This window comes from Sphingomonas sp. Leaf257 (genome assembly GCF_001422185.1).
In the GTDB taxonomy this organism is placed as follows: Bacteria; Pseudomonadota; Alphaproteobacteria; order Sphingomonadales; family Sphingomonadaceae; genus Sphingomonas; species Sphingomonas yabuuchiae.
In genome coordinates, this window is the sequence record NZ_LMMH01000012.1 from 281,054 (window position 1) to 297,089 (window position 16,036).

The window sequence follows — 16,036 nt, forward strand, 5'->3', positions numbered from 1 at the left end:
AGGCGCAATAAAAGCAAAGATTATCAATCCAGATTAGGCCGCAACCAACGCGTGGCCTGCGCCACATCGACGCCGCGCCGCACGGCATAGTCCGCCACCTGATCCTCGCCGATCCGCGCCACGCCGAAATATTCCGCCTGGGCGTGCCCGAAATAGAAGCCGCTGACCGCCGCCGTCGGCAGCATCGCGAAGCTGTCGGTCAGCTCCAACCCGACCGCCTGCTCCGCGCCGAGCAGGTCGAACAGCGTCCGCTTGATGCTGTGTTCGGGGCAGGCGGGATAGCCCGGCGCGGGGCGGATGCCGCGATACTGTTCGCGGATCAGCGCCTCGTTGGTCAGCTGCTCGCCCGCCGCATAGCCCCACAGGTCGGTGCGGACATGCGCATGGAGGCGCTCGGCAAAGGCTTCGGCCAGACGGTCGGCCAGTGCCTTGAGCAGGATGTCGTTATAATCGTCATGCCCGCTGCGGAAGCGTTCGATATGCGCGTCGATGCCGTGGATGCCGACCGCGAAGCCGCCGATCCAGTCGCCCGCCGGATCGATGAAGTCGGTCAGGCACATATTGGCGCGGCCTTCGCGCTTTGCGATCTGCTGGCGGAGGAACGGGATGCGGGTTTCCTCCCCCCCTGCGGTCAGGATCACGTCGTCGCCATCGCGGCGGCACGGCCACAGCGCGGCGACGCCGCGCGCGGTCAGCCACTTCTCGGCAATGATCGTGTCGAGCATGGCTTGCGCATCGGCATACAGCCCGCTGGCACTCTCGCCAACCACTTCATCGGTCAGGATGGCGGGGAAATTGCCTGCCAGTTCCCAAGCGCGGAAGAAGGGCGTCCAGTCGATATAGTCGCGCAGGTCGGACAGGTCCCAGTCCTGATAGACATGCACGCCCGGCTGCTGGGGCTCGCCCGCCTTTAACGCCATGTCCGCGACGAAGCCGCGCGCACGGGCTTCCTCCAGCGGCAGGAGGGCATTGGCCCCCTTGCCCTCGCGTGCCTTGCGGACGGCTTCGTAATCGGCCGCGACCTGCGCGACGTAAGGATCGCGCTGGGTATCGGACACCAGCGTCGTCGCCACGCCGACCGCGCGGCTGGCGTCGAGGACATGGACCACCGGCCCCGAATAGGCGGGCGCGATGCGCAGCGCGGTGTGCACCTTCGAGGTCGTCGCGCCGCCGATCAGCAGCGGCATGGTCATGCCCGCGCGCTGCATCTCCTCACCCACCGTCACCATCTCGTCGAGCGACGGGGTGATCAGGCCCGACAGGCCGATCATGTCGGCATCATGCTCGACCGCCGAGGCGATGATCTTCGACCACGGCACCATGACGCCCAGATCGACCACCTCGAAGCCGTTGCACTGGAGCACGACGCCGACGATGTTCTTGCCGATATCATGCACGTCGCCCTTCACGGTCGCGAGCACGATCTTGCCCTTGCCCTTGGCGCCGGGTTCCTTCGCCGCCTCGATGAAGGGCAGCAGGTGCGCCACCGCCTTCTTCATGACGCGGGCGGACTTCACCACCTGCGGCAGGAACATCTTGCCCGATCCGAACAGGTCGCCGACGACGTTCATGCCGTCCATCAGCGGGCCTTCGATCACCTCGATGGGCCGTGCGAACGCTTGCCGGCACTCTTCGGTATCGTCGACGACATGCGCGTCGATCCCCTTGACCAGCGCATATTCCAGCCGTTTGGTGACGGGCAGGCTGCGCCATTCGGCCGCCTGCTTCTCCGCCACCGCATCGGTGCCGCGATAGCGCTCAGCCAGCGCGACCAGCCGTTCACCGGCTTCGGGATCGCGGTTGAGCACGACATCCTCGCAGGCCGTGCGCAGCTCGGGATCGATCGTGTCGTACACGTCGAGCTGACCCGCATTGACGATCGCCATGTCCATGCCCGCCGGGATGGCGTGGTAGAGGAACACCGAGTGCATCGCGCGGCGGACCGGCTCGTTGCCGCGGAAGCTGAACGACAGGTTCGACAGGCCGCCCGAGATATGGACGTGCGGGCAGCGCGCCTTGATTTCGCGGCACGCCTCGATGAAGTCGACGCCGTAATTGTTATGCTCTTCGATGCCGGTTGCGACCGCGAAGACATTGGGGTCGAAGATGATGTCCTCAGGGGGAAAGCCGATCCCCATCAGCAGGTCGTAGGCGCGCGCGCAAATCTCGACCTTGCGGTCCTTGGTGTCGGCCTGACCGACCTCGTCGAACGCCATGACGACCACCGCCGCGCCGTACGCCATGCAGCGGCGGGCATAATGGAGGAACGCCTCCTCGCCTTCCTTCATGCTGATCGAGTTGACGATCGGCTTGCCGGACACGCACTTCAGCCCCGCCTCGATCACGCTCCATTTCGAGCTGTCGATCATGATCGGCACGCGCGCGATGTCGGGCTCGGCGGCGATCAGCTTGAGGAAGGTGGTCATGGCATATTCGGCGTCGAGCAGCCCTTCGTCCATGTTGACGTCGACGACCTGCGCGCCATTCTCGACCTGACTGCGCGCCACTTCCACCGCGCGGGTATAGTCGCCCGCCAGGATCATCTTCTTGAACGCCGCCGAGCCGGTGACGTTGGTCCGCTCGCCGACATTGACGAAATTGGTGGAGGAGGCGGTCTGGGTCATTTTTCGATCTCTATTCCTCCCCTTGCAGGGGAGGTGGCAGGGCGGAGCCCTGACGGAGGGGTGTCACGCTATCGAGAGGGGGGACACCCCTCCACCAGCTTCGCTGGTCCCCCTCCCCTGAAGGGGAGGGGCTTTGCAGGTCATGCCGCCATGGTGAACGGCTCCAGCCCCGCCAGGCGGGTGACGACCGGCGGGGTCGGGATGGTGCGGGGCTTCATGCCGCGCACCTTGTCGGCGATCGCCTTGATATGCGCAGGCGTCGAGCCGCAGCAGCCGCCCAGCACATTGACCTGCCCCTCGACCGCCCATTCGCCGACCAGTCCGGCGGTGGTGACGGGCGCTTCGTCATAGGCGCCCAGTTCGTTGGGCAGTCCGGCATTGGGGTAGATCATGATCAGCGTGTCGCAGATTTCGCTCAGCGTCTTCACATGCGGGCGCAGCTGCTCCGCGCCGAACGAGCAGTTCAGCCCGATCGTCACCGGCCGGGCATGGCGCACCGCGTGCCAGAAAGCCTCGACCGTATGGCCCGACAGGTTGCGGCCTGACAAATCCGTCAGCGTCATCGACAGCATGATGGGGATTTCGCGGCCCAGCGCCTCGCCCGCCTCGATCACCGCCATGATCCCGGCCTTGGCGTTGAGCGTATCGAACACCGTCTCGATCAGGATGAAGTCCGCGCCGCCCTCGACCAGCGCATCAATCTGTTCGCGGTAGACGTCCTTGAGGTAATCGAAGTCGATCTCACGATAACCCGGATCGTTGACGTCCGGCGACAGCGACAACGTCTTGTTGGTCGGCCCGATCGCGCCCGCGACGAAGCGGGGGCGGCCATCCCTGGCCTGATATTCGTCGGCCAGACGGCGAGCGAGCTTCGCGCTCTCGACATTGATCTCGCGCACCAGATGTTCGGCGCCGTAATCGGCCTGGCTGATCCGGTTGGCGGAGAAAGTGTTGGTCTCGGCGATATCCGCCCCCGCCTCGAAATAGGCGCGGTGGATCGCCTCGGGCACCTCCGGCTTGGTCAGCGCCAGGATGTCGTTATTGCCCTTCTGGTCATGGGTCAGGCCCAGCGTGCCCGCATAGGCCGCCTCGTCCAGCTTCCAGTTCTGGATTTCCGTGCCGAACGCGCCATCGGTGATCAGGATGCGCTTGGCGGCTTCGGCCAGGAAGGTGTCGCGGGTCGTCATCGTCTTGCTCCTGCTCTGGCGAGCGTTCTTTTCATCCGGGTGGTGAGCCTCGGGCGGTTTGCCCGTGGCCTTCCCTCCCCCATCCCCTCCCGCCTGCGGGAGGGGCGTGCCTGGATCGTGGGTTATGCGCTGTCGCAGACCCCGACCCTCGAATTCATCTCTCCCCTCCCGCAGGCGGGAGGGGCCGGGGGAGGGAAAGCCGCAAGCGATACAGCCCGTGGAACGCCCCTCCCCCAACCCCCTCCCGCCTGCGGGAGGGGGCTCATCGTCACGCCGCCGCGACCGCCTCGGCCTTCTTCCCCCGCACGCCCAGCAAATGGCTGATCGCATAGGCGAGTTCGGCGCGGTTCAAGGTGTAGAAGTGGAAACCCTTCACCCCGCCCGCATAGAGCCGACGGCACATCTCGGCCGAGATGGTCGCGGCGACCAGCTGGCGCGCGGCGGGATGGTCGTCCAGCCCTTCGAACAGCCGGTCCATCCAGTCGGGAATGCACGCCCCGCACATGGCGGCGAACTTGCGGGTCTGTGCCACGTTCGACACCGGCAGGATGCCCGGCACGATCTCGGCCGTGATCCCCGCCGCCGCCGCCGCATCGCGGAAGCGGAAATAGGCTTCGGGCGAGAAGAAGAATTGCGTGATCGCGCGGGTCGCGCCCGCATCGATCTTGCGCTTCAGATTGTCGATATCGGCCTGCTTGTCGACCGAGTCCGGGTGGCATTCGGGATAGGCCGCGACCGAAATCTCGAACGGGTGCAGCTTCTTGAGGCCCGCGACCAGATCAGCCGCATTCTCATAGCCACCCGGATGGCTGACGAAGCGCGCCCCTTCGGCGGGCGGATCGCCGCGCAGCGCCACGATATGCCGCACGCCCGCCGCCCAATATTCCTGCGCGACCTGATCGATCTCCTCGCGGGTCGCCTCGACACAGGTCAGGTGCGCGGCGGCGTCCATCGTCGTCTCGCGCTGGATGCGCGCGACGGTCGCATGGGTACGTTCGCGGGTCGAGCCGCCCGCACCATAGGTCACCGAGACGAAGCGCGGGTCCAGCGGCTCCAGCGTGCGGATCGCGTCCCAGAGCTGCGCGTCCATCTTCTCCGTCTTGGGCGGGAAGAATTCGAAGCTGACCGCAATATCGCCGCCGACATCGGCGAACAGCGGTTCGTCATGCGCCAGCGCCGCTTCGGCCTGGGTCAGGATCGTGTTCGTCATGCCGCCTTCACCCTATTCGTCTCGACGGGCCGAAGCCCCTTCTTCACACCCAGCCAGAGCTTGACGGTCAGTTCGCCGCCCTCCAGCGTCCTTGTCTCGGCCAGTGTCAGCCCGGCGGGGCCGAACCAGCTGGCCATCTGTTCGTCGGCAAAGCCCAGGCGGCTATGCGCCGCCTTTTGCCGCAATTCCTCGCGGTCGTGCGGCGCGAAGTCGGCGATCAGCAACCGCCCGCCCGGCCCCAGCACCCGCGCCGCCTCGGCGATCGCCGCGCCCGGCTGCTGGGCGAAGTGGAGGACATGATGCAGGATCGCGATATCCGCCGCGCCGTCGCCCATGGGGAGCGCATAAAGGTCCGCCTGCCGCAGCTCGGTATTGGCGCGGCCGTGCAGCTTGGCGCGGGCCAGCCGCAGCATCTCCGACGAGCGGTCGATGCCCAGCGCGCTCTCGGCCCGGTCGCCGAACAGCTCGAGCATCCGCCCGGTGCCGGTGCCGATGTCGATCAACGCGCCCAGATCACCCTGGCCGATCAGGCCCGCCATCGCCTCCTCGATCTCGCTGTCCGCGACATGGAGCGAACGGATCGCGTCCCACTCGCCCGCATGATCCTCGAACCAGGCCGCCGCGCTCGCCGCCCGGTCGGCCCGCACCGCCGCGAGACGCGCAATGTCCGCCACCATCCAGGGGTCGGGCTCATTGGCCGTCCAGCGATCGAGCGCAGCCGTCATCGGCTCCACCGCCTCCCGGTCGCCCAACGCGACGAAGACCCAGCTGCCTTCCTTGCGCCGCTCGGCCAGTTCGGCATCGACCAGGATCTTCACATGGCGGCTGACGCGCGGCTGGCTTTGCCCCAGCACCTGCGCCAGTTCGCCCACCGACAGCTCCATCGAGCGGAGCAGCGCCAGGATGCGCAGCCGCGTCGGATCGCTGAGGGCGCGAAAGATTTCGAGCGCGTTGGCCATGGATCACGATATAAAGATATCTTTATATGCGGTCAACGGAGCGAATTCATGAAGAACAGCTCGGACCCGAAACGGTTGATCTGCGTTGGCACGCCGATCAAATGTTCGAAACGGGAGTGTTTGCCATGAAGAAGGCCCTTATCCTCGCCCTGACCGGTGCCGCCGCGATGTCGCTGGCCGCATGCAGCGAAAACAGCCAGCAGCAGACCAAGCAGGCCGCCGACGCGATCGGTTCGGACGTCAAGGCGACGACGCAGAACGCGTCCGACGATGTCGAGGCCGCGACCGCCAAGGCGCTGAACTCGGCCGAGAACGCCATGGACAAGGCGGGCGACAAGCTGGACCGCGCCGGGGACCGCGCCGCCGCGCAGGCCGATCGTGCGGGTGACAATATCGACCGTGGCCTGGACCGCGCCGGCGACAAGATCGAGAACGGTGCGGCCAATGCCCGCCAGGCGACCGGCAACGCGCTGGTCCGTGCGGGCGAGGACGTCCGCCGCTAAGGGCTTTATCCTTCGGGGTATGGAAGCGGGTCGACGAGGGATCGTCGGCCCGTTTTTTGTTGGCGAGCGGTTTTCCCTTGGCCTTCGACTTCGCTCAGGCTGAACGGATTGAGGAGCTTGTGGCCCCATATCCCAACCTCCGTTCAGCCTGAGCGTAGTCGAAGGCCACGCCCGAACGCCCCCAAAGGTCAGTCGAACCGGACTTTCCCCCGCCCCGCCTTCACTTGGGCCCGCCCCTTCTTGGCATCCACCCGCCGCGTCTGCGACGCCCGCGTCGGCTTGGTCGGTCGCCGCTTCTTCGGCACGATCGTCGCCTCGCGGATCAGCTCGATCAGCCGTTCGCGCACCTCGCGCCGGTTCATTTCCTGCGAGCGGCTGGCATCGGCGCGCAGGGTCAGCACGCCGTCCTTGCTCAGCCGCTGCCCGGCCAGCACCGCAAGGCGCATCTTCACCGCCTCGGGCAGGCTCGGCGAGCCGCCTACGTCGAAGCGCAACAGCACCGCGCTGTCGGTCGTGTTGACATGCTGCCCGCCCGGCCCGGAGGCGCGGGTGAAGCTTTCGGCGATCTCGCGCTCGTCGATCGCGATGGCGCGGGTGACGGGGATCAGCGCCATCGCATGTCCGCCTAGTTCTGGAAGATGCCGAAGCGTTCCGGGACCGGCGCCTCGGCGATGATCGGATCCTTCTCGCCGCGCGGCACGGTCAGGCTGGCGGCGTGGAGCAGCATGCCCCCCGGCTCGCCCGCGCCATAGACCGGATCGCCGACGACCGGCGCACCCAGGCCGGTGGCGGCATGGACGCGAATCTGGTGCGTGCGACCGGTTTCGGGCCGGAACTCGACCAGCGTGCGGCCATCCTCATGACGCAGCGCGCGCCAGCCGGTCCGCGCGGACTTGCCCGACGGGTCGCCGACCATCCGCCAGCCTTCTTCCATGGTCGACACCTTGGCGAGCGGAAGGTCGATCATCCCTTCCCCCTGGACCAGGCCGTTCAGCACCGCGAGGTAGCGCTTCTCGACCAGACCGCCCTCAAACGCCTGTTGGAAACGGGCATGCGCCTTGGGGTTGCGCGACAGGAGCAGGCAGCCGCTGGTGTCGCGGTCCAGCCGATGGACCGCATGGGGCCAGCGCTTGAAGCCGAACTTCAGCGATTCCAGATGGTTTTCGAGGCTGATCGACCCGTTGCGGGGCCGATCCACGGGCAAGCCCGCCGGTTTGTCGATTACCAGCGCTTCGCCGTCGATGAAAAGAACGCGATCTCCGTGCATCGCGCTCCCTTGCCACCGTGCGCGCCGACATGCCAGAGCCGCGCGCGTCATGCCGACCGCTCCTGCCGCTTTCCTGCGTTTTCTGGCGCTGCTGATCTTCGCCGCGCTGCCCGTCGCGGTGCAGGCGCAATCCTGCGACGGCGCGCTGCCGCCGCCGGGACCTGACGGGCGGGTTGCGGGGCATTTCCCCTATGGCGACGCATCGGCGCAGGACATCGTGCCCGCCCCCGCCGGGTTCGGGCTGAAGCCCTATTGCAAGGTCCACCGTGCGATGCTGGCGGACCTGCAACGGCTGCTCGATGCGGCCAGGGCCGATCCGGCGGTGGGCGGCGAATTGCGCGGCCTGTCCTGCCACCGCGAGGTCGCCCGCCAGCGCAACGTCTTCTGCCGCGACCGCAGCGTGTCCGCCGCCGAGCGCGCCATCTCGGTCGCACCGGCGGGTTATAGCGAACATGCGACCGGCTATGCGATCGACTTCGCGGTGCGGCCAGCCGGTGGCTGCCCCGATGCGGAGGCGTGCATGGCCGCCTCTCCAGCGGCGCGCTGGCTGATCGCCAATGCGCGGCGTTTCGGCTTCGAGATGAGCTTTCCGGCGGGCAACAGGCAGCGGGTGAAGTGGGAGCCGTGGCATTGGCGCTGGGTCGGGACCGGCCCCGGTGAGCCGGGCGCGATGCAGGCGCGGGCGATCTTCGCCAAAGCGCGGGCGCAGTTTCCGGCCGATCCGGGGATACGCGATCCGTTGAAGGTCGTGGTGGAAAGCCAGCCGCCGGTGCCGATGGTTCCGGTAGCAGCGCCCCCTGCGCCGGTGAGGAAGAAGGGGCGGCGGCGATAGGGTTTCCCTTGGCCTTCGACTTCGCTCAGGCTGAACGGTTGTTGGGGATTGGGATCGCACCCAACAGCCGTTCAGCCTGAGCGAAGTCGAAGGCTACGCTCCGCACCCCGCCAAATAGGAAAAACGGGGGCACCCATCGGCACCCCCGTCCTCCGATCACCCGAACAGCTTGGCGGCCGTCTCGGCGATGCGCTTGCCCTGATAGCGGGCACCGTCCAGGTCGACCTGGCTCGGCTGGCGGCTGCCGTCGCCGTCGGCCAGCGTCGATGCGCCATAGGGCGTACCGCCATGGACTTCCTTGACGCCCATCTGGCCCTGGAAGCCGTAATCCAGCCCGACAATGGTCATGCCGTGATGGATCAGGTTGGTCAGGACCGAGAACAAGGTGGTTTCCTGCCCGCCATGCTGGCTGGCGGTCGAGGTGAAGGCGCCGCCGACCTTGCCGACCAGACCACCCTTCATCCAGACGCCACCAGTGGTGTCCCAGAAGGCCGCCATCTGGCTCGCCATCCGGCCATAGCGGGTCGGGGTGCCGACGATGATCGCGTCATACTGGGTCAGCGCGTCGGGGCCCTCGATCTCGGGATGCGCGGTGTCGGTCTTGAAGTGCGCGGCGGCGACCACCTCGGCGGGCGCGGTTTCCGCGACGCGGCGGATGTCCACCTCCGCACCACCGGCACGCGCGCCCTCGGCGATGGCGTCGGCCATCTGCTCGATATGGCCGTAAGACGAATAGTAAAGGACCAGAACCTTGGCCATGTCAGTAACTCCCTTCGTGAAAAACGAACTTATTCCGAATCGACCAGAACGATCTCGGCATCCTCGATCGCGGTGATCGTCACGGTCCGGCCACCCAAAAGGGCCGCACCGTCCCGAGCCGCGAACGGCACACCGTCGATTTCGATCCGCCCGGTGGCGGGCACGAGATAGGCGTGACGCCCCTCGCCCACGCTGTGCTCCAGGCTCTCCCCGGCGCGCAGCGTCGCGCCCAGCACGCGGGCATCGGCCCGGATGCGCAGCGTATCGCCATCCTCGTCGAACCCGCTGGCCAGCGTCACGAACTTGCCCGAACGCTCGCCCTTCGGGAACGGCTTGGCGCCCCAGCTCGGCTGGCCGCCCCGGCTGCGCGGCTCGATCCAGATCTGGAACAGCGTCGTCGGCTCAGACTCGAGGTTGTACTCGGCATGGCGCACGCCCGAGCCCGCGCTCATCACCTGCACGTCGCCCGCCGCGGTGCGGCCGACATTGCCCATCGAGTCCTGATGCGTAATCGCACCCGTGCGGACATAGGTGATGATCTCCATGTCGGCATGGGGATGCGGCGGAAAGCCCGCATTCGGCGCGATGACGTCGTCGTTCCACACCCGGATCGCGCCCCAGCCCATGCGGGCGGGATCATAATAATTGGCGAACGAGAAATGGTGCCGGGCGTCCAGCCAGCCATGGTTCGCATGGCCCAGACTTTCGAAGCTGCGGCGGTCGATGGCCTTTTCGGCGGTAATGGCAGTCATGGAATTTCTCCCTTGGTTGCCCACAAGATAGGGCCGATTATGATCGCGTAAACGGAAACGCTGGAAACCGATCGTTTCCACGTTCATTGTAGCGCGAAGCCGAGCCATTGCCGGGTCGCGCGAGAGGCATGAGGGGTGTCGATGCGTCTGCCGGATCTGGAAGCCTGGGCGATCTTTGCCGCCGTGGTCGAGCATCGATCGTTCAGCGCCGCCGCCGATGCGATCGGCCTGTCCAAGGCCACCGTGTCCAAGGCGATCACCCGGCTGGAGGCGCAGCTCAACCAGTCACTGTTCCACCGCACTTCGCGCCGCCTGGCCCTGACCGAGGCGGGAAAGCCGCTCGCCGAGCATGCCGCGCGCATCCTGGCCGAGGCCCGCGCCGCCGAGGAAGCCGCACGCGACGCCGCCAGCGCGCCCGCAGGCCGCATCCGGCTGGCCGCACCCATGTCGTTCGGCGTCACCAATATCGCGCCCGTCATCGCCGACTTCCTGGCCGCGCATCCCGGCATCGAAATCGAACTCAGCCTGTCCGACGCGCGAGTCGATATCGTCGCCGAAGGCTATGACATCGCGCTACGCATCGCCGACCTGCCCGACAGCTCGCTGCGCGCGCGGCAGCTCTGCGGGATCTCCACCCATGTCATCGCTTCGCCCGCCTATCTGGCCGAGCATGGCACGCCCAGCCATCCCAATGAACTGGGCGAGCACCGGCTGCTGGGCTATGCCAATATCACCGGCCCTTGGCGTTTCCGCCATCCCGGCGGCGCGGAAGTGTCGGTGCGGCCGCAGGGTCCGCTCACCGCCAATAGCGGCGATGCGCTGGTGCCCGCCGTCCTGGCGGGGCTTGGCATCGCGCGGCTGCCGGGCTTCATCATCGGACCGCATCTCGCCTCGGGCCGTGCGGTCGCGATCCTGGAGGAGTGGACGCCGCCGCCGATCGGGCTCCACCTGCTCACCCCGCCCAGCCCCTTGCGCCCCGCGCGGGTCGAGGCGCTGATCGCCTGGCTGGCCGACCGCGTGCGCGACCCCTGCATCGCCGCGCACGCAACGGAGACTGTGCGATGAACCGGCTGCGTCCCGACGAAGGCGATGCGCGCTTCATCCGCCGCATCGTCCTGACCCTGCTGATCTTGGCACTGACCGCCGCGCTGTTCCGCGCGGGCGACCTGTTGATCCTGGCCTTCGGGTCGATCCTGGGCGCGATCGTCATCCATGCCATTGCCGACCTCTATGCCGATCACCTGCCAATCGGACCCAAGCGTTCGCTGACCCTGTCGATCGCGACGGTGCTGGCGGTGCTGGGTTTCCTCGCCTGGCTGTTCGGCGTCGCCTTTCGCCAGCAGTTGAACACGCTGGTCACGCAATTGCCGCTGCTGATCGACCAGCTTGCCGCCTGGGCGTCGCAGTCGCCGGTCGGGGCCAAGGTGGTCGACGCGGTGCGTGCCGCCTTTGCGGGCAGCCGCGTGGCGCGCGACATAGGCGGCCTCGTTTCCGGGGCGGGCGAGTTCGTGCTCAACTGCCTGTTGCTGCTGGTCGGTGCGCTGTTCTTCGCCGCCGATCCGAAAATCTATGAGCGCGGTTTCCTGCTGCTGATTCCCCGTTCGATGCGCCCCGCCATGGAGGATGCGCTGTTCGACACGGGCTCGACCCTGCGGCTGTGGTTGCGCGCTCAGCTGATCCAGATGACGACGATGGGCGTGCTGGTCGGCGTCGGCCTGGCGATTGCGGGCGTGCCCTCGGCCGCCGCGCTGGGGCTGTTGACGGGACTCAGCGAGTTCGTGCCCTATGTCGGACCGATAGCCGCGATGCTGCCCGCGCTGGGGCTGGCGGCGCAGGGCGGCAATGGCGCGATCATCGGCACACTCATCACCTTCGCGGTCGTCCGGCTGGTCCAGACCAACGCGATCACCCCCTTCGTCACCAGCCGGGTCGTCGCGATCCCGCCCGCCGTCACCCTGTTCGCGATCATCGGCATCGGCACCATCTTCGGGCTGTTCGGGCTGTTCTTTTCCGCCGCGCTGCTGATCGTCGCCTTCACGCTGATCCGCAGCCTGTATCTGCGCGAAGTTCTGGGCGAGAATATTCCGGCCGTCGAGCATCAAAGCCTGCTTGGCCCCGGAGCCCGGGTGAGACAAGATAATGATAATGCAGGTTAGGGACGAATTAACCTTTTACGTTCACATCCACGTTGGTTAATGATTGGAGCGTCAGGTCGCCGGGGCAAGGGGGGCGATCACTCGCAAATGGGGACTGTCGATGCGCGTATTGCTGATCGAAGACGAACCGACGACCGCCAAGGCGATCGAGCTGATGCTCGGCAGCGAAGGTTTCAACGTCTATACGACCGACCTGGGCGAGGAAGGCCTCGATCTCGGCAAGCTGTATGATTACGACATCATCCTGCTCGACCTGAACCTGCCCGACATGCACGGCTATGACGTGCTGAAGCGCTTGCGCGTCGCGCGCGTCTCGACGCCGGTGCTGATCCTGTCGGGCATCAACGAGATGGATTCGAAGGTGCGCAGCTTCGGCTTCGGCGCCGATGATTACGTCACCAAGCCCTTCCACCGCGAAGAGCTGATCGCGCGCATCCATGCCGTGGTCCGCCGGTCGAAGGGCCATTCGCAGTCGATCATCCGCACCGGCAAGCTGGCCGTCAATCTCGACGCCAAGACGGTCGAGGTCGACAATGCCCGCGTCCATCTGACCGGCAAGGAATATGCGATGCTGGAGCTGCTCTCGCTCCGCAAGGGCACCACGCTGACCAAGGAAATGTTCCTCAACCACCTTTATGGCGGGATGGACGAGCCGGAGCTGAAGATCATCGACGTCTTCATCTGCAAGCTGCGCAAGAAGCTCAGCCTGGCCTGCGATGGCGAGAATTATATCGAGACGGTGTGGGGCCGCGGCTATGTGCTGCGCGAGCCCGACGATGTAGAGCAGGCCGAGGTCGCCTGATCTTCCTGTCCGTTATGAACAAGGCCGGTTCGCGGGAGGCGCGGACCGGCCTTTTTAATGGGGGTTTCCCACGTCCCTCCCTACCCCATCAGACTGGGGCTCGCCGCCGCCGAAGCGCCAGGACGAGCAACGCCAATCCCCCGGCCATCAACGCCATGCTGGCCGGTTCCGGCACTGGCGCAGGGCTCCCTCCGCTGCTCCCGGTCCCGCCCGAGCTGCTCGGCGGATTGGACGTGCCCGGCACATAGGTCCCGATATAGGTCCCCAAATGGAACTCGCCATTCTGGATCAGGCTGCCGAACACGGCCGAGCCCTCGATATAATTGCCGGTGGTCGCCGCCGCCTTGGGCGCGAGGATCGATCCCTTCCAGGCAGTGGTCAATTCCAGGCTGGTCGCGTCGGGGAAGTTCCAGATGACATGCTGACCCAGGCCGGTCGCGCCATTCAGGAAATTGTCGTCCAGCCGCACCGTGCTGCCATGCACATTGACGATGACCGTATCGGCACCGTTCGGATTGAATGCGATCTCGCCGAACCGCGTCAGGTCGGCCGCGTTCAGTTTGAACACGGCGACGCCGTTCGCCCCCGCCACGGTGTTGAACGTCGCGCGGTTGCCGCTGATCGATACCTGCGCCGTGGCGGACAGGGCGGCATAGCTGTTCGACAGGTCGGTCATGCTGCTGGTCAGCAGCGACTTTTGCTGGTTCAGCCCCGTGACGAAGCCGGGATCGCTCACGCCCAGACCCGACAGGACGATATTCTGATTGATGTTGGTGTTGGACAGCAGACCGCCGACCTTCACCGTCTGGATCCCGCCGTTCAAGTTGAACCCGCTCGCCACGTTGCCGCCGATCAGTGCGCCCGAACCGTTGTTGAGGTTCTTCGTGCCGCCCAAGACATTCCCAACCACGGTCAGGCCGGGCACCGCATAGGTCGAACTGGGCACCGAGGCGATCTGGTAATTGGATGAGTTGCCGCTCAGATTACCGCCGACAAAGGTCCGCCCCTCCACCTCCGAACTGGAGGTCAGGTCCCCCAGCACGATGAGGTTCCATTCCTTGAGAGCATCTATGCCGACCACGGGCGACGCGACGGCCAGCGAAGGGATGGCGGCCGCGATCAGGCCGATGGCGAGGAGACGGTTATTCATGTTCTCAGATTACGAGAGCAAGTCCTGCCAAATTATTAGCTTCTCAGCCGCCGGGCCATCCGATTCGGAGGGTTTTTACGGCCGATCTGGACACTTGCGTCAGCGGCGCTCCCACACCTTTTGCCCGCCGATCCAGGTTTCCTCGACCTGGGTGGCACGCAATTCGCTGGGGTTGATGTCCAGCGGGTTGCGGTCGACGATGATGAAGTCCGCCTGCTGCCCCTGCCCCAGTCGCCCGAACAGGTCCTCAGCAAACCCGGCATAGGCGCCGTCCATGGTGAAGGCACGCCATGCCGCCTCGCGCCCGACGATCTCCTGCGGCTGCCACCCGCCATAGGGCTGGCCGTCCGGGCCCTGCCGGGTGATCGCCGCCGCCCAGCCGGCAAAGGGGTCCGGCCGCTCGACCGGATAGTCCGAACCGAATACTAGGGTCGCGCCGTTCTTCAGCATGGTGTTCCAGGCATAGGCGCCCGTCAGTCGTGCCGGGCCCAGCCGCGCCTCGGCCATCTGGCGGTCGCTGGTTTCGTGCACCGGCTGCATCGAGGCGACGATGCCATGCTTGCCGAAGCGCGGCAGGTCCGCCGGATCGACGATCTGCGCATGTTCGATCCGCCAGCGCCGATCGCCCTTATAGGTCTCGGCCAGCTCGTCGATCGCGTCGAGCACCTGCGCATTGGTACGGTCGCCGATCGCGTGGACGGCGATCTGGTACTTGTCCATCGCCGCGCGGCTCATCAGGTTGCGGATCACGTCGTCCGACATGAAGCCCAGGCCGGTCTGGCCCGGCGCATCGGCATAGGGCTGTTTCAGCCACGCGCCGCGCGATCCCAGTGCGCCGTCGCCGTACAGCTTCACGCCGACCAGCCGCAGCCTGTTGTTGTACAGCCAGGGCGTCGGCCCGGTGCCGCCGATCCGCACCGTATCGTCGACGCCGCCGCCATAGCTCATGATCCGCACGCGCAGGTTTCCGGCATCGCCCATCCGGCGATAGGTCATCCACTCGTCCAGCGTCGTGCCCATATCGGCGGTCGCGGTGATGCCGTGGCTCAGCAAGTCGTTCTGCGCCTTCAGAAAGGCGGCGTTGCGATCCTTGGCCAGCGGCTGCGGAATAGCTTTCTGGATCAACGCCATGGCCGCATCGACGAACACGCCGGAGGGCTGGCCGCCGACCTTCTCGATCCGGCCGCCAGCGGGTGAGACGGTCTTGGCGGTGATCCCCGCCGCCTTCATCGCCGCGCTGTTCGCCCAGAGCGCATGGCCATCGGCGCGCTCCATGACGACGGGACGGTCGGCGACGGCGGCGTCCATATCGGCGGCGGTGGGGAAACGCCCCAGCGCCCAGCTTTCCTGGTTCCAGCCGCCGCCCAATATCCATTTCCGCTCGGGGTTGGCGGCGACATAGGCGGCGATCCGCGCCTTCGCCTCGTCCAGCGACTTGGTAGTCGCCAGGTCCAGCTCGATCTGGCGGAAGCCCAGCGCCATCACATGCCCATGCGAATCGACGAAGCCGGGCAGCATCACCCGCCCCTTCATATCCGCCCGCCAATCGAGTTTTTCGGGGCGCTTGTCCTTGGCGCCCAGCAGCTTCACGACCTTGCCGTCCGGGGTCAGCAACAGGCCGGTGAAGCGCACGACCTTGCCGTCCTTGTCGAGCGTCAGGCCCGTGACATTGTCGACCAGCGCATCGGCAAAGGCCGCAGCCGGGGTCAGCGCAATCGCCAGCGCGGTCAGCGTGGCGCGGAGGATGCGGGGGAAGGAAGCCTGCTTTACCATGGGCCGATCCCTATCGGCTGAAGGCGAAGGTGGGAAGCGGGGGCCGTCATCATTCCTCCCCT

At 66.5% G+C, this 16,036-nt stretch carries 15 protein-coding genes; 5 read left to right on the plus strand and 10 right to left on the minus strand.

Going from position 1 to position 16,036, the window contains the following annotated elements; translation table 11 throughout:
• Positions 1–23: 23 nt before the first annotated feature.
• From metH to ASF14_RS09145, 4 genes are all read right to left on the minus strand, one after another.
• Complete coding sequence (gene metH / locus ASF14_RS09130; RefSeq protein ID WP_056434291.1) at positions 24–2,624, minus strand: methionine synthase; 2,601 nt, start codon at positions 2,622–2,624, stop codon at positions 24–26.
• Positions 2,625–2,764: 140 nt separating this feature from the next.
• Entirely contained in the window at positions 2,765–3,811 is a 1,047-nt protein-coding gene (locus ASF14_RS09135; protein ID WP_056434292.1) for a homocysteine S-methyltransferase family protein, read from the minus strand.
• Between the two features lie 268 nt (positions 3,812–4,079).
• The gene (gene metF, locus ASF14_RS09140) at positions 4,080–5,021 is read right to left on the minus strand and encodes a methylenetetrahydrofolate reductase (RefSeq protein WP_056434294.1); all 942 of its coding nucleotides are present in this window, start codon (positions 5,019–5,021) and stop codon (positions 4,080–4,082) included.
• The gene (locus ASF14_RS09145; RefSeq protein ID WP_056434296.1) at positions 5,018–5,980 is read right to left on the minus strand and encodes an ArsR/SmtB family transcription factor; all 963 of its coding nucleotides are present in this window, start codon (positions 5,978–5,980) and stop codon (positions 5,018–5,020) included. The genes metF and ASF14_RS09145 overlap by 4 nt, the downstream gene beginning before the upstream one ends.
• A 125-nt stretch (positions 5,981–6,105) precedes the next feature.
• On the opposite strand from ASF14_RS09145, the gene ASF14_RS09150 reads away from it, so the two are divergent.
• Positions 6,106–6,483: a hypothetical protein gene (locus ASF14_RS09150; protein ID WP_056434616.1), complete on the plus strand. Its 378-nt coding sequence runs from the start codon at positions 6,106–6,108 to the stop codon at positions 6,481–6,483.
• Positions 6,484–6,671: 188 nt separating this feature from the next.
• Here ASF14_RS09150 and arfB read toward each other — a convergent pair whose 3' ends face one another.
• The gene (gene arfB / locus ASF14_RS09155; protein WP_042484906.1) at positions 6,672–7,097 is read right to left on the minus strand and encodes an alternative ribosome rescue aminoacyl-tRNA hydrolase ArfB; all 426 of its coding nucleotides are present in this window, start codon (positions 7,095–7,097) and stop codon (positions 6,672–6,674) included.
• An 11-nt stretch (positions 7,098–7,108) separates the two neighbouring features.
• Complete coding sequence (locus tag ASF14_RS09160) at positions 7,109–7,750, minus strand: RluA family pseudouridine synthase (protein WP_056434297.1); 642 nt, start codon at positions 7,748–7,750, stop codon at positions 7,109–7,111.
• Between the two features lie 49 nt (positions 7,751–7,799).
• Here ASF14_RS09160 and ASF14_RS09165 point away from each other — a divergent pair, with 49 nt between their 5' ends.
• Entirely contained in the window at positions 7,800–8,582 is a 783-nt protein-coding gene (locus tag ASF14_RS09165; protein WP_056434298.1) for a M15 family metallopeptidase, read from the plus strand.
• Between the two features lie 156 nt (positions 8,583–8,738).
• Here the strand turns inward: ASF14_RS09165 and wrbA are convergent, their stop codons facing one another.
• Entirely contained in the window at positions 8,739–9,341 is a 603-nt protein-coding gene (gene wrbA, locus ASF14_RS09170) for an NAD(P)H:quinone oxidoreductase (protein ID WP_056434299.1), read from the minus strand.
• 29 nt (positions 9,342–9,370) lie between these two features.
• Positions 9,371–10,093 (minus strand): pirin family protein, encoded by a 723-nt coding sequence (locus tag ASF14_RS09175; RefSeq protein WP_056434619.1) that lies wholly within the window; start codon positions 10,091–10,093, stop codon positions 9,371–9,373.
• Positions 10,094–10,234: 141 nt separating this feature from the next.
• Between ASF14_RS09175 and ASF14_RS09180 the strand changes: the two genes are divergently transcribed.
• The 3 genes from ASF14_RS09180 to ctrA all read left to right on the plus strand — a co-directional run bounded on the left by ASF14_RS09180 (position 10,235) and on the right by ctrA (position 13,051).
• Positions 10,235–11,158 carry a LysR family transcriptional regulator gene (locus ASF14_RS09180; protein WP_056434301.1) on the plus strand — a complete coding sequence of 308 codons (924 nt, stop codon included), beginning with the start codon at positions 10,235–10,237 and terminating at the stop codon, positions 11,156–11,158.
• A complete protein-coding gene (locus ASF14_RS09185) occupies positions 11,155–12,249 on the plus strand; it encodes an AI-2E family transporter (RefSeq protein WP_056434303.1) in 1,095 nt (364 codons plus the stop codon). Before ASF14_RS09180 ends, ASF14_RS09185 begins: the two co-directional genes overlap by 4 nt.
• 100 nt (positions 12,250–12,349) lie before the next feature.
• Positions 12,350–13,051, plus strand: coding sequence for a response regulator transcription factor CtrA (gene ctrA / locus ASF14_RS09190; protein ID WP_042484892.1), 702 nt, complete (start codon positions 12,350–12,352; stop codon positions 13,049–13,051).
• An 88-nt stretch (positions 13,052–13,139) separates the two neighbouring features.
• Here the strand turns inward: ctrA and ASF14_RS09195 are convergent, their stop codons facing one another.
• Together ASF14_RS09195 and ASF14_RS09200 are read right to left on the minus strand one after the other, a co-directional pair.
• A complete protein-coding gene (locus tag ASF14_RS09195; RefSeq protein WP_056434306.1) occupies positions 13,140–14,201 on the minus strand; it encodes a choice-of-anchor A family protein in 1,062 nt (353 codons plus the stop codon).
• Between the two features lie 99 nt (positions 14,202–14,300).
• The gene (locus ASF14_RS09200; protein WP_056434308.1) at positions 14,301–15,974 is read right to left on the minus strand and encodes an amidohydrolase; all 1,674 of its coding nucleotides are present in this window, start codon (positions 15,972–15,974) and stop codon (positions 14,301–14,303) included.
• Between the last annotated feature and the right edge of the window lie 62 nt (positions 15,975–16,036).

Excerpts from the sequence above, each read along its gene's own strand:
- ASF14_RS09145 (WP_056434296.1), bottom strand. The coding sequence starts at position 5,980 with ATGGCCAACGCGCTCGAAATCTTTCGCGCCCTCAGCGATCCGACGCGG.
- ASF14_RS09185 (WP_056434303.1), top strand. The coding sequence starts at position 11,155 with ATGAACCGGCTGCGTCCCGACGAAGGCGATGCGCGCTTCATCCGCCGC.
- arfB (WP_042484906.1), bottom strand. The coding sequence starts at position 7,097 with ATGGCGCTGATCCCCGTCACCCGCGCCATCGCGATCGACGAGCGCGAG.
- wrbA (WP_056434299.1), bottom strand. The coding sequence starts at position 9,341 with ATGGCCAAGGTTCTGGTCCTTTACTATTCGTCTTACGGCCATATCGAG.
- ASF14_RS09180 (WP_056434301.1), top strand. The coding sequence starts at position 10,235 with ATGCGTCTGCCGGATCTGGAAGCCTGGGCGATCTTTGCCGCCGTGGTC.
- ASF14_RS09195 (WP_056434306.1), bottom strand. The coding sequence starts at position 14,201 with ATGAATAACCGTCTCCTCGCCATCGGCCTGATCGCGGCCGCCATCCCT.
- ASF14_RS09160 (WP_056434297.1), bottom strand. The coding sequence starts at position 7,750 with ATGCACGGAGATCGCGTTCTTTTCATCGACGGCGAAGCGCTGGTAATC.
- ASF14_RS09175 (WP_056434619.1), bottom strand. The coding sequence starts at position 10,093 with ATGACTGCCATTACCGCCGAAAAGGCCATCGACCGCCGCAGCTTCGAA.
- ASF14_RS09200 (WP_056434308.1), bottom strand. The coding sequence starts at position 15,974 with ATGGTAAAGCAGGCTTCCTTCCCCCGCATCCTCCGCGCCACGCTGACC.
- ctrA (WP_042484892.1), top strand. The coding sequence starts at position 12,350 with ATGCGCGTATTGCTGATCGAAGACGAACCGACGACCGCCAAGGCGATC.
- metH (WP_056434291.1), bottom strand. The coding sequence starts at position 2,624 with ATGACCCAGACCGCCTCCTCCACCAATTTCGTCAATGTCGGCGAGCGG.
- ASF14_RS09150 (WP_056434616.1), top strand. The coding sequence starts at position 6,106 with ATGAAGAAGGCCCTTATCCTCGCCCTGACCGGTGCCGCCGCGATGTCG.
- metF (WP_056434294.1), bottom strand. The coding sequence starts at position 5,021 with ATGACGAACACGATCCTGACCCAGGCCGAAGCGGCGCTGGCGCATGAC.
- ASF14_RS09165 (WP_056434298.1), top strand. The coding sequence starts at position 7,800 with ATGCCGACCGCTCCTGCCGCTTTCCTGCGTTTTCTGGCGCTGCTGATC.
- ASF14_RS09135 (WP_056434292.1), bottom strand. The coding sequence starts at position 3,811 with ATGACGACCCGCGACACCTTCCTGGCCGAAGCCGCCAAGCGCATCCTG.